The following is an 11405-nucleotide window of genomic DNA, read 5'->3' on the forward strand; positions in this document are numbered from 1 at the left end:
GAGTACGGCCCTGGAGAGAAGCCATGCGCGAGGCGCCCCGTCCGGAGAACGGCACCACCCGCAGCACGTCCGCGACGATCTCCCCGAACATCCTGCGCTACCTGGGCCAGATCACCGGGGAGTACGGCGTCGACCTCGGACCGGAGCTGACGCACGTCGGTCTCACCGAGACGCTGATGCGATCGGCGGCCCTGCGCGTCTCCTACCGCCAGGGCAGTGCCGTCATCCGACGCGCCGTCGAACTCACCGGAGACGAGAACCTGGGCCTGCGGGTCGGAGCCGCACAGCACCTCACCGCCTGGGGCCTGCTGGGCTTCGCCATGCTCGCCAGCGACACCCTCAAGGTCGCCATCGAGGCAGGAGTGCGCTTCCAGAACGTGTCCGGGGCCATGACGGTCTGGTCGGCGGCGCAGGAGGATTCCGACTACGTGGTCCGGGCCGACCTCCCGGATCCGATGGTCGACCCGAACGTCGCCGTCTTCCTCGTCGAGGAGGCGTTCTCCAGCGTCGTCACGCTGGGGCGGCTCGCCGCCGGCGCGGGCCTCGCACCCCAAGAGGTCCACTTCACCTTCCCCGCCCCACGCGACGTCCAGCCCTTCCGCGACCTCTTCCGCTGCCCGCTGCACTTCGGCGCCCCCCGCAACCGGATGGTGGTGCCGCAGGCATGGATCAACCGGCCGATGCCGGGCCGCGATCCGGTCACGTACGCCTCGACGCTCGAACTGCTCGAAGCGCAGATGGCCTCACGTCGCCGGCAGCAGGATCTCCTGGAGGTACTGGAGATCTCCGTCGCACAGAGCCTCCCGGCCGTCCCCTCCTTCTCCGAACAGGCCCGCAGACACGCGTCGAGCGAACGCACCCTGCGCCGTCGCCTGGCCGACTGCGGCACCTCCTACGAGGCGATCGTCGAGGGCGTCCGCCGTGAACGCGTCGAACAGCTCCTGCACCGTCCCCACCTCACTCTCCGCGAGGTCGCCCGCCAAGCAGGCTTCTCCGACGAACGCGCCCTGCGCCGGGCGGTCCGCCGCTGGCACGGCATGGCACCGCTGCAGCTGCGCGAGGGCTTCCTCTCCGGGGACGGCGGGAACGACGCCATGTCACGGGCCCGGGGCGCATCGGACATGCGGCTAGCACCGCGTGAGCGCGACCTGCCGTAACCGTAGCCGCAGTCGCCCGCACATGAGCGAACCCGGCACGCGGGCAATCGGCGTCAGACGCCGCCGACGACTCGACGGACCGGACCCGTCCACGGTTCACCGGCTACGGGCCCGGTCGTCGGCACGGTCAGGCAGCGCGCTTCCGGGACGTGATGCCCAGCTTGGGGTACAGGCGGTACAGATGGGAGCCGACCGTGCGGTGAGACAGGAACAGCCGTTCGCCGATCTGCTTGTTGCTCAGGCCGGTCGCCGCGAACTCGGCGATCTGTCGTTCCTGGGCGGTCAGCGGCTCCCGTGCCACGTCGGGCCGGGCGACGGAAACGCCGGTGGCGCGAAGCTCGGCCGTGGCCCGCTACGCGTCGTAGCACAGCCGGAACGTGCTGACCGTCTCCGGCGGGAGCCGGGCCATCGCGGTGTCGAGCAGCTTGCACGGTTCGGCCCGCAGGGTGCGGCGGCTGACCAGCAGCAGGGTGTAGAGGATCCCGAGGCGGTCCCAGTTCTCGGTCCGGGCGCCGCCGGTGACGTCGTCGAGGGCTCGGGTCGGCAGCCGGTAGGCGGCGGCCAGCGCCTCGTGCGCGGCCGTTCGCAGGGTGAGGCGAGGTTCAACAGCCGTGGTGATCAGCGGGTGGCAGAACGTGGGACCGCAGCCGTCCCCTCATCGCTGTGGCTGGGGGAAGACCACGCGGAGGGTCTGAACGCGCCTGTTGCGGCGGATCATGAGCCGGGCCAGGGTCGGCGGGCAGGGATCGGCGATGCCGGCGGGGTTGGTGACGTCCATTTCCCAGATGGTGACGGAACGGCTGGCCGCGACATGGCGCAGATGCTTGGTGACGCCTTGTCCCGGTTCCTTCGCATGGCCGGGAAGGGGCGGCAGCGTTCGCCCGGCTTGCTCAGGACGCCGAGCAGTTCGGTCTCCGGCGGCCACAGTTCGAGGATCTCCCCGGGCCGGCAGCCGCGCCGGGCGCCGTCCAGCGTCGCCTCGGCCTCCTGGCGGCTGTCCTCGGTGCAGGCTCAGTGCCACCGCCCGCATCGGTGCCTGGTGACGGGCCAGCAGCAGCCCGAGCGCCGCGGACTCACCGGCCTGTGCTCTGCGGGTGAGTTCCTCGTCCGTTGGCGCGTCGAAGTCTGTCATGGTGGCGTACGCCTCCGTGGTGACGTGGTTCGCGTCCGCGGGCCCGAGCCGCTACCGGCCGAGGATGCTGGGCGTGCCTGTGCAGCATCGTGCCCCGGTCCGGACGGCTCCGGCAGCCAACTGCCGTGGAAACCGGCCGGGACGGGGTACGGCAGTTCCACCACCGCCTGGACGGCGAGCTCCCGCGCATCGAGCACGAGCAGCTCGCCTGTCCCAGGGTGAAGGGGAGCGGGGCGCACCCACTGGTTCCGGTTCGCGAACCGGTCGGCGATGATCAGTGAGTGCCGAAGTGGCGGATGCGGGCCGCGGTCGCGGGGGCGTAGGGCAGCCAGCCGCTGGTCGTTCCGGCGGTGACGAACTCGGCCACGGCGGCCGCGAATTCGCGGCCCAGGGCGCGCTGAGCGTCGCCTGCGCCGGCGAGGACCGGGCTGCCGGGGTAGGCATCGAAGGTGTTGAAGAGGAAGGGCAGTTCGGCGCAGTGGGTGGCGCCCAGGGCGTACGGGTCCTCGGCGGGGACGTAGTCGAACTGGTAGACGTAGGTGCTGTTGCCGCCGGCCGCGTGGTGGTCGGCGATCTGAAGCGAGCCGTCGCGGAAGAGGCCGTCGGTCTGCACCGCTGTGAAGATCTGTGCCGGTGTCGCCTGCGGGAGGCGGTCGGCGTGCTGCTGGTAGGCGTCCAGGGCGGCCTGCCGGCCGACCTGGGCGGTGAGCACGTCCAGGGCGGTGTCGTCGGTGAGGTTCTGGATACGGGGGTCGAAGGCGAAGAACGCCGTCGCCTCGTCGCGGGTGGTGCCGATCAGTAGCGGCTTGCCTTCCAAAGCGCCTTCGGCGAGCGCCTGTTGCCGGGTGCGGGGCATGCCGGGGGCGCCGAGGACGGGGTACATCGGCGGAGCCGCGTTGCCCGGAGCCGCGAGCTGGACGGAGAGCCTGCCGTAGGCGTCCAGCAGCTGCTCCGCCGGCAGCGCGCGCAGGGCCTTCGCGGTGTCCGTGCCGGCCGGGACGCCCAGCAGGCGCAGGTAGGCATCGGCGTTCTCGTCGGCCTGGTGCGGATCCTGTGGGTCGAGGCCGAAGGGGCCGCTCTGCAGCAGCACCCGGGTGACGGACCCGTTCGTCGCCGGGTCGAGCGCGAGGAACAGGGCCGAGTACGCTCCGGCGGACTGCCCGCCGACGGTGACCGTGCGCGGGTCGCCGCCGAAGGAGGCGATGTTGTTCTGCACCCAGGACAGCACGGCGGCCTGGTCCTGGGCACCGAGATTGGCCGCGCCGATCGCGGGCAGGTAGAGGTAACCCAGCGGTCCTACCCGGTAGTTGGCGGTGACGACGACGATGTCGCCGAGTGCGGCGAGGCGGCCGCCGTCGTACCAGTCCCAGCCGCCGGAGCCGCTGGTGAAGCCGCCGCCGTGCCACCAGACCAGGACGGGACGGGAGGCGCCGTCCTGCAGCGCCCGGCGCGGAGTGAACACGTTCACGGTCAGACTGCCGTCCTCGTTCCAGTCCGGCACGCGCTGCCCCTGCACCCGCTCCAGCCGCGAGGCCGCCTGCGGCACGGACGGGCCGGCCTGCGCCGCATCCCGCACATCCGTCCAGCCCGGGTGCGGCTGCGGCGCGGCGAACCGCAGCTCGCCGACCGGCGACGCCGCGTACGGGACACCCCGGAAGGAAACCACCTCGCCCTCCGTGATTCCCCTGACCTTGCCCCGGTCGGTGTCCACGACCCTGTGCTCGATGCCGGTCATCGTGCTCACCTGCTTTCTCTCGTCTCGCGTGCTCTGAGACCTTTCTAGGACGGCGTGAGCATCTGAGACAGAAACGACGGCCATGAGCGAGTAAGAACGCCATAGAATCGCATTTCATGGAGAAAGTGCGCCATCGATTGAATGAAACGGACAGCCGGATCGCCGCCGCGATGCTGGCCGCACCGCGTGCCTCGTGGCGTACGGTCGGCCGAGTCCTGGGTGTCTCGGAGCGCACCGTCGTACGCCGGGCTGCGCCGTTGTTCCACGACGGGACACTGCGGGCCACGGCCGTGCGCAACCCCGTGCACTTCCCCGATCTGATTCCGCTCGCCCTGCGCATCCGGTGCAAGCCCAACCGGATCAGCGCCATCGCCGCGACCCTGGCCCGCCGCCCCGACACCGTCTGGGTGGACGTTCTCGGCGGCGGCGACGAGATCTGCACCATCCTGTTCCTGGACGGACCGGACGCCAGGAACAACCTGCTGCTGCGCGACCTGCCCGCGACCCCCGCGGTCCAGTCCTGGACCTCGCACGTCCTGCTACGGGTCTTCCCCGCCGCCTTCGACTGGAGCGGCGGCCTGCTCTCGGAAGCCGAGCTGACCGCACTCCGGCCGGACACCTCCGCCGTACCCACGCGTTCCGCCCTTCTGCCCCTCGACCACCAGTTGATCGCCGCGCTGGTCGAGGACGGCCGGGCCTCCTGCACCGACCTCGCCGTCCGCGCCGACACCACCCCCCTCACCGCCCGCCGCCGGCTGGACGCACTGGTCAACGGGCAGGTCCTCAGACTCGCGACCGAGGTCGACCTGGCCCGGCTGGGCATCCGCGCCGAAGCCCTCCTGTGGATCACCGTCGCGCCGGGCGGCCTGGAGGAGACGGGCCGACAGCTCAGCCGCCACCCGCAGGTCCGCTTCGCCTCCGCGACCACCGGCTCGGCCAACCTCCTCGTGGCCGTGGCGGCAGCCGACCTCAACGCGCTCTACGTGTTTCTCAGCGAGACCATCGGCGCCCTCGAACACGTCACGATCCTCGAAGTCACCCCCATCCTGACCGGAGTCAAGAGGACCGGTCTGGTCCGCCCGGGCAGCCTTTGAGCCGACCGCGCCCGGTCATCGACGGGGTCAGTGCCGGACAGTCGCGAGCCATTCGATCGGTTTCAGCTGATCAATTGTCGCAGGATCCGCCATGAGACAGGTGGTTCTGTCATGTTTTCTGATCCATCGGCAGGAGATCGTACGCCGTTCAGGCAATGCCCTCGTGCAACGGTCTCGTCAGCGGACATGACACTTCGAGAGGGCATGGAGAAGACGAGGCGCTCGGCTTCACCAGCGCGGCCCAGGTGGAGGACCTCCTCGACGTCATGGAGGAGTGGCGCGGCGCCTGGCCTTTCGGTAGCGCCTGCAGCGGACTCCTCGCGTCTCGCACACCTGCGGAAGCCCCGTCCACCAGGCTCGCACCATCCCCGAGTTCCTCGACCTGATCCGGGCGCCGGCCCGGTCACCGTGCGCCGTGGCGAGGGCCCCTGTCCTTCGCCGCCCCGCCCCGGGGGGTGCGGCGAGACGTGCGGTCGCCGCGGCTTGTCCAGCAGTGCGTCCAGCTCACCTGCGTGGTAGCGCTTGCCCCACGTATACACCGGCTGCCCCGACGCACCGAACTGACGGGTCCCCTGCGCGACCGGCGCCCCGTCCAGTAGCGCAAGCACCGCCCGGGACCGGGTGCTCGGCCATCCACCGCCGGTCGTCGGGTCGTCCACCGGCTTCGGCTCACGCGTTTCACACGTCGCCGCACTCCCGCTCAGAGGGTGAGTACCAGGCGCCCCCGGAGGCCGCCGGCCTCCAGCAGCCGGTGTGCTTCGGCGGCCTGATCGGCCGGCCGGGTCCGTGCGACGCGGAGTGCCGGCCGGCCTTCCTCCGCGAGCCGGCGCAGGCGGTCGAGCTCGGCGTGTTCGCGCGCGTACTGCGGGACGAACGTGCTGCGGGCCTTGACGCCGCGGACCGATGACGCCACCCGGTCGCCGTCCCGTACCGCATGGACGGCGAGGTTGGCGATGCCCGCGGTGTCGACGAGTCCGTCGACGCCGTCCGGTACCTCCTCGCGCACCAGACTCGGGAACCCGGCTCCGCGGGGCAGCACGACGTCGGCGCCGAGGTTCCTTCACCAGCTGTTCGTCCCTCTGCGCGGCGTCGGAGATGACCCGGAACCCGTCCGCCTTGGCCGGCTGCACGGCACAGCCGCCGACCGCACCGGCCGCTCCGGAGACCGCCTCCCGCACCGCCGGGACGAACCCCAGGAGCACACCTGTCACGAGCAGGACCACGGGCAGGGCGATGCCGAGCCGCTGTCCCACGACGTTGCCCACCAGCACGGCCACGGCCAGGACCACGACGAGTTCGAGACCGAGCAAGGTGCTCCTCCTGGAGGGCGAAAGGGCTGGTTCAGCGGGGGAGCCGCAGGGTGGTGTCGCGTGAGGCCACCATGGGGTTGATGTAACGCGCGCCGTAGCGTCCGTACTTGGTGCGGTAGGCGGCGTCGATGCGGTCGTTGACGCCGGGGTCGGTGACCTCGGCGAGGGCGACGTCCTTGGTGACGCCGCCGGAGCTGATGCGGCCCTGGTGGCTGGCCCGCGCGGTGCGGTACCAGGCGCCGGCGCCGCCGCGGAAGGAGCGGACGTAGAGGTCGTCGCCGTCGCGGAGGACCCAGATCGGCACGGGTGTGCGCGGCGTTCCGTCGCGGCGTGAGGGGGCCATCTGCAGTTCCTCGGCGTGCTCGATCCGGGTCAGCTCGTCGTTCGTCCAGGTCGTCATGGGCTTGCCTCCCTGTACGGCTACGACCGTCCGGTGGGGTGTGCCCTCGTGGCCGTGAGCGCGCCCGGCGCAGCTCACGCCCACGAGGCGATCGGGTCAGGGCGTGAGGAGGGTCTTGATGGCGCGGCGTTCGTCCATCGCCTTGTAGCCCTCGGCGACCTGCTCCAGGGGCAGGGTGAGGTCGAAGACCTTGCCCGGGTTGATCCGGCCGGACAGGACCCGGTCGATCAGGTCGGGCAGGTAGCGGCGCACAGGCGCCGGGCCGCCGCGCAGGCCGACCTGGGAGAAGAACAGCTCCTGGCCGTCGACGGCGACCTCGTGCGGGACGCCGACGAAGCCGACGTTGCCGCCGGGGCGGGCGGAGTGCAGGGCCTGGCTCATGGCCTCGGCGGTGCCGACGCACTCCAGGACGGAGTCGGCGCCGATGCCGTTCGTGAGGTCCTTGATCCGGGCGACGCCGTCCTCGCCGCGCTCGGTGACGATGTCGGTGGCGCCGAACTCCAGGGCGAGCTTCTGCCGGGACTCGTGCCGGGACATGGCGATGATCCGCTCCGCGCCGAGTTCCTTCGCGGCGATCACACCGCACAGTCCGACCGCGCCGTCACCGACCACCACGGCCGTCGAGCCGGGCTTGACCTCGGCGGCGAGGGCGGCCCACCAGCCGGTGCCCATCACGTCGGAGACGGCCAGCAGACCGGCCACGTGGTCGGCGTCCGGCTGCTCGTCGGTGGCGACCAGAGTGCCGTGGGCGTTGGGGATGCGCACGTACTCGGCCTGGCAGGTACTCATGAACTCGCGGTTCAGACAGGAGGACTGCCAGCCCCTCTGGCAGTTGGCACAGGTGTTGTCCGAGGTGGCGAAGGAGCCGACCACGAACTGGCCCGGCTTGACGTGGCTGACCTCGCTGCCGGTCTCCTCGACGATGCCGACGTACTCGTGCCCCATCGGGTGCGGGTCACCGACGGGCTCCAGACCGCGATACGGCCACAGGTCCGAACCGCACACACAGGTGGCGACCGTACGGATGATCGCGTCCGTGGGGTTGACGATCTTGGGCTCGGGGACGTCCTCCACCCGGATGTCGCCGGGGGCGTGGATCACGGTCGCGCGCATGACTTTTCTCCTGATGCGTTTCTCGGGTGGGGCTCGGGCCCGGGTGGGCACTTCGCACTGAGGGGTGGCCCTTGCCGTTCCGCGGCCGCTTCAGGAGTTCCCACGTGATTCTCGTCGTGCATTCCTGTGCTGCCGGGGGCGGTCATGTCACCCGGACTTGCCGAATTCCTTGACGATGGCCAATGGGGTATACGGAAGCAGCGTCGACGGCCAGTGCAAATGATTGCCGATCTCCGACTCTGTCACCGCCCGCAGGGCCGGTACGGAGAAGAATTCCACCCAAGGGGCGACGTATCCAGGGATAGAACCGTCCTACCCGGCCAAGTGGCGGACAGCCCACACTGGTCGGTATGAACAGCAGTGCGCACCGTAAGGAGCTGGGCCAATTCCTGAAGGCCCGTCGGGCCGAGCTCAGCCCCCGCACGGTCGGTCTGCCCGAAACCGACCGGCACAGGCGCGTGACCGGCCTGCGCCGGGACGAAGTGGCCGCACTGGCCTCCATCAGCACCACCTACTACACCCGTCTGGAACAGGGGCGCATCACCCCCTCCGCAGCCGTGCTGTCCGAGCTCGTCCGCGTCCTGCATCTGAGCGACGCCCAACGGGACCATCTCTTCGAGCTGGCCGGAAAGGATGCCGGCGGGTCACGGCGGCGCACCGCGCAGAAGGCGCACCCCCGGCTGCGTGCCGTGCTGAACGAGCTCAGCGTGGCCCCCGGCATGATCCTGGGGCGGCACCTGGACATCCTTGCGTGGAACCCGATGGCCGCCGCCCTGTTCAGCACCGACTTCGCGAAGATCCCCAGGCCGCAGCGCAACTACGTCCGACGGCTCTTCACCGACCCGGCCATGCGAACGCTGTACGCCGACTGGGAGGAATCCGCTCGCAACACCGTGGCCGTGCTGCGGCAGCAGGCCGCGGCCTGCCCCGACGACCGGCGGCTGACCGCCCTCGTGGGCGACCTGTCCGTGAGTGACGACCAGTTCCGTGCGTGGTGGGGAGGCCGCCATGTGGCACCCCGCGCCGGTGGTACCAAGGCGTTCAACCACCCGGTCGCCGGTGAACTCACCCTCGGCTGGGACGCACTCACCTGCGTGGCCGACCCCGGCCAGCAACTCATCGTCTGGGCCGCCGAACCCGACTCGCGTGCCTACGAGGGGCTGCGCTTCCTCTCCTCCTGGGCGGCGACTCGGCAGGACGGCCCGGCGTCCGACACCGCCGCCTGACGGGTGCGACCTCCGCCCATAGCCGTACGGAGAAATGAAGGAGAGCCCGGAAGAAATGGGCCCTCCGATTTTCGGCATGCCCTCCTGGGCTTTCCTCCGAGGCAGGGACAAATCCTTCCTACCTTCGCTGTCGAATTCCGTGCCATGCTTCCGGAGAACGATTCACGCAATCCTTTTCCAGGAGTAATACCTCCATGTCCTCCATCTCCCGTCCCACGGTCGCCGTCGCCTTCCATTCCGGCTACGGGCACACCGCCGTCCTGGCCGAGGCCGTGGCTCGCGGCGCCGCCGAAGCCGGTGCCGAGGTGATCTCCATCCCCGTGGACTCCATCACCGAAGAGCAGTGGGCGCAGCTGGACGCCGCCGACGCGATCGTCTTTGGCGCCCCGACCTACATGGGCACGGCGTCCGCCGCCTTCCACAGCTTCGCCGAGACCAGCAGCAAGCGCTGGTACACCCAGACCTGGGCCGACAAGATCGCCGCCGGTTTCACCAACTCCGGTGCCAAGAACGGCGACAAGTCCTCCACCCTCGGCTACTTCTTCACGATGGCCGCCCAGCACCGCATGCACTGGATCAGCCTCGGCGTGCAGCCGGGCTGGGCCACCACCGAGGGCAGCGAGGACGACGTCAACCGCCTCGGCTATTTCGTCGGCGCCGGCGCCCAGACCCCGGTCGACGCCGGTCCGGAGGCCGTCCACAAGTCGGACATCGCCACCGCCGAGGGCCTCGGCGCCCGCGTCGCTCAGCAGACCGCGTTCTTCCTGGCGGGCCGCGCCGCGCTGGCCGCCTGAGACACCCACCGCAGAACTTTGAGGAGCACCCCCATGTCCGATTCCCCGAACGCCGCCCTCGTCCGCCGGCTCTACGACTCCGGCATGACCCCGGACGTGGTCGCCGAGGTCATCGACCCCGACATCGTCTGGGACATCACTCCCGGATTCCCCTACGGCGGCGTCTACAAGACCTGGGCGAGCGCAGGGGCCGACTTCTTCGGCCGGCTCGCGCCCCGCTTCACGTCCTTCGGCGCGGTGGCCGAGGAGTTCTACGACGCCGGTGAACAGGTCTTCGTCCGCGGCCACTACCACGCGGTGTCCACGTCCGGCGCCGAGTCGGACGCCCGCTTCATCCACCTGTGGACGGTGAGCGGCGGCAAGCTCACCCACCTGATCCAGGCCGCCGACAGCCACGTCGTCCAGCTGGCCGCGAACGACGACTGACCACCCTCGACCCACCCCGCAGGGAGAAAACCATGACGAAGATCCTCTTCCTCGTCACCGCCGCCGACCACTGGACCCTGGCCGACGGGTTCGAGCAGCCGGCCGGCTTCTGGGCCGAGGAGGCCATCGGCCCGTACGGCGTCTTCAAGGAAGCCGGCTACGAGATCGCGGCAGCCACCCCGGGCGGCGTCCCGCCGACCGCCGACGCGCTCAGCCTGACCCCCGACTTCAACGGTGGCGAGGAGGGCGCGGAGAAGATGCGGACCGCGCTGCGGGAGGCCACCGAGCTGGCCAACCCGATCCGCATCGAGGACGTGAACATCGACGACTACGACGCCGTGTTCGTCCCCGGCGGCTGGGGCCCTATGGAGGACCTGTCCGACGACGCCGCCACCGGCAGGCTGCTCAACGCCTGGCTCGCCTCCGGCAAGATCGTGTCGCTGGTGTGCCACGGCCCGGCCGCCCTGCTGTCCACCGTGGACGCCGACGGCAAGTCCCCCTTCGCCGGCTACCGCCTGACCGGACTGTCCAACTCCGAGGAGATCCAGAACGGCCTCGCCGACCGGGCGAAGTGGCTCCTCCAGGACCGCCTCGTCTCGGACGTGGGCGCGGACTACCGCAAGGGCGAGGAGAACTTCGCCCCCCACCTCGAAGCGGACCGCACCCTTCTCACCGGCCAGAACCCCGCCTCGGCCGTCCCGCTCGCCCAGGAAGTCGTCAAGGCACTGAGCTGACGCCCGGTACCACCGCTCACAGCACCACAGAAAGAGGCAATGACGATGGACAGCAACACGACTCTCCCCAGCGTCGGGCAGACCTGGCTGGCGGACCTCGGTCCGGACACCCCGCTCGGCCACTTCACGGTGGAGATCACCTTCGACTCGGCGACGCAGGTCAGCTTCGAGGTGACCGGCGGCGCCATCAAGGGCCGGAAGCAGACGATGGAGTACACCACCACCCAGCTCCGCGACGGCCTCTTCGTCGTGCGCTGGACCGAGCCCGACGCCGGTGACCACGT

General features: G+C 70.5%; 13 protein-coding genes and 1 pseudogene. 7 read left to right on the forward strand and 7 right to left on the reverse strand.

Annotated elements, in window-relative coordinates:
* Positions 1-23 precede the first annotated feature (23 nt).
* Entirely contained in the window at positions 24-1157 is a 1134-nt protein-coding gene (locus ACZ4UV_RS12565; RefSeq protein ID WP_451016766.1) for an AraC family transcriptional regulator, read from the forward strand.
* Positions 1158-1284: 127 nt separating this feature from the next.
* On the opposite strand, the pseudogene ACZ4UV_RS12570 reads toward ACZ4UV_RS12565, so the two are convergent.
* The 3 genes and pseudogenes from ACZ4UV_RS12570 to ACZ4UV_RS12580 form a co-directional block, all read right to left on the reverse strand.
* Positions 1285-1509: pseudogene (locus tag ACZ4UV_RS12570) on the reverse strand (response regulator transcription factor); the annotation flags it as partial.
* A gap of 303 nt (positions 1510-1812) precedes the next feature.
* Positions 1813-2289, reverse strand: coding sequence for a hypothetical protein (locus ACZ4UV_RS12575; protein WP_467837684.1), 477 nt, complete (start codon positions 2287-2289; stop codon positions 1813-1815).
* A 274-nt stretch (positions 2290-2563) separates the two neighbouring features.
* Positions 2564-4024, reverse strand: coding sequence for a carboxylesterase/lipase family protein (locus tag ACZ4UV_RS12580; protein WP_467837941.1), 1461 nt, complete (start codon positions 4022-4024; stop codon positions 2564-2566).
* 116 nt (positions 4025-4140) lie between these two features.
* Here ACZ4UV_RS12580 and ACZ4UV_RS12585 point away from each other — a divergent pair, with 116 nt between their 5' ends.
* Complete coding sequence (locus ACZ4UV_RS12585) at positions 4141-5118, forward strand: Lrp/AsnC ligand binding domain-containing protein (protein ID WP_451016761.1); 978 nt, start codon at positions 4141-4143, stop codon at positions 5116-5118.
* Positions 5119-5180: 62 nt separating this feature from the next.
* Here ACZ4UV_RS12585 and ACZ4UV_RS12590 read toward each other — a convergent pair whose 3' ends face one another.
* From ACZ4UV_RS12590 to ACZ4UV_RS12605, 4 genes are all read right to left on the reverse strand, one after another.
* On the reverse strand, positions 5181-5777 hold the full coding sequence (locus tag ACZ4UV_RS12590) for a helix-turn-helix domain-containing protein (RefSeq protein WP_467837686.1): 597 nt from the start codon (positions 5775-5777) through the stop codon (positions 5181-5183).
* A 41-nt stretch (positions 5778-5818) separates the two neighbouring features.
* Positions 5819-6157 carry a zinc-binding dehydrogenase gene (locus ACZ4UV_RS12595; RefSeq protein ID WP_467837688.1) on the reverse strand — a complete coding sequence of 113 codons (339 nt, stop codon included), beginning with the start codon at positions 6155-6157 and terminating at the stop codon, positions 5819-5821.
* A 302-nt stretch (positions 6158-6459) separates the two neighbouring features.
* Positions 6460-6828: a DUF2255 family protein gene (locus ACZ4UV_RS12600; protein WP_451016759.1), complete on the reverse strand. Its 369-nt coding sequence runs from the start codon at positions 6826-6828 to the stop codon at positions 6460-6462.
* Positions 6829-6924: 96 nt separating this feature from the next.
* On the reverse strand, positions 6925-7941 hold the full coding sequence (locus ACZ4UV_RS12605; protein WP_451016758.1) for a zinc-dependent alcohol dehydrogenase family protein: 1017 nt from the start codon (positions 7939-7941) through the stop codon (positions 6925-6927).
* 350 nt (positions 7942-8291) lie between these two features.
* Between ACZ4UV_RS12605 and ACZ4UV_RS12610 the strand changes: the two genes are divergently transcribed.
* The 5 genes from ACZ4UV_RS12610 to ACZ4UV_RS12630 form a co-directional block, all read left to right on the forward strand.
* Positions 8292-9167 (forward strand): helix-turn-helix domain-containing protein, encoded by an 876-nt coding sequence (locus tag ACZ4UV_RS12610; RefSeq protein ID WP_451016757.1) that lies wholly within the window; start codon positions 8292-8294, stop codon positions 9165-9167.
* A gap of 194 nt (positions 9168-9361) precedes the next feature.
* A complete protein-coding gene (locus tag ACZ4UV_RS12615) occupies positions 9362-9961 on the forward strand; it encodes a flavodoxin family protein (RefSeq protein ID WP_467837691.1) in 600 nt (199 codons plus the stop codon).
* 33 nt (positions 9962-9994) lie between these two features.
* The gene (locus tag ACZ4UV_RS12620; protein ID WP_467837693.1) at positions 9995-10387 is read left to right on the forward strand and encodes a nuclear transport factor 2 family protein; all 393 of its coding nucleotides are present in this window, start codon (positions 9995-9997) and stop codon (positions 10385-10387) included.
* Between the two features lie 32 nt (positions 10388-10419).
* Entirely contained in the window at positions 10420-11121 is a 702-nt protein-coding gene (locus tag ACZ4UV_RS12625) for a type 1 glutamine amidotransferase domain-containing protein (RefSeq protein WP_451016754.1), read from the forward strand.
* 45 nt (positions 11122-11166) lie between these two features.
* The coding region (locus ACZ4UV_RS12630) for a MoaF-related domain-containing protein (protein ID WP_467837695.1) at positions 11167-11405 on the forward strand (239 nt) is incomplete at its 3' end.

It is taken from the genome of Streptomyces sp. NPDC028289 (assembly GCF_055565975.1).

Coding starts and splice junctions, on each gene's coding strand:
- ACZ4UV_RS12615 (WP_467837691.1), top strand. CDS start 9,362: ATGTCCTCCATCTCCCGTCCCACGGTCGCCGTCGCCTTCCATTCCGGC.
- ACZ4UV_RS12600 (WP_451016759.1), bottom strand. CDS start 6,828: ATGACGACCTGGACGAACGACGAGCTGACCCGGATCGAGCACGCCGAG.
- ACZ4UV_RS12585 (WP_451016761.1), top strand. CDS start 4,141: ATGGAGAAAGTGCGCCATCGATTGAATGAAACGGACAGCCGGATCGCC.
- ACZ4UV_RS12565 (WP_451016766.1), top strand. CDS start 24: ATGCGCGAGGCGCCCCGTCCGGAGAACGGCACCACCCGCAGCACGTCC.
- ACZ4UV_RS12625 (WP_451016754.1), top strand. CDS start 10,420: ATGACGAAGATCCTCTTCCTCGTCACCGCCGCCGACCACTGGACCCTG.
- ACZ4UV_RS12605 (WP_451016758.1), bottom strand. CDS start 7,941: ATGCGCGCGACCGTGATCCACGCCCCCGGCGACATCCGGGTGGAGGAC.
- ACZ4UV_RS12580 (WP_467837941.1), bottom strand. CDS start 4,024: ATGACCGGCATCGAGCACAGGGTCGTGGACACCGACCGGGGCAAGGTC.
- ACZ4UV_RS12620 (WP_467837693.1), top strand. CDS start 9,995: ATGTCCGATTCCCCGAACGCCGCCCTCGTCCGCCGGCTCTACGACTCC.
- ACZ4UV_RS12610 (WP_451016757.1), top strand. CDS start 8,292: ATGAACAGCAGTGCGCACCGTAAGGAGCTGGGCCAATTCCTGAAGGCC.
- ACZ4UV_RS12575 (WP_467837684.1), bottom strand. CDS start 2,289: ATGACAGACTTCGACGCGCCAACGGACGAGGAACTCACCCGCAGAGCA.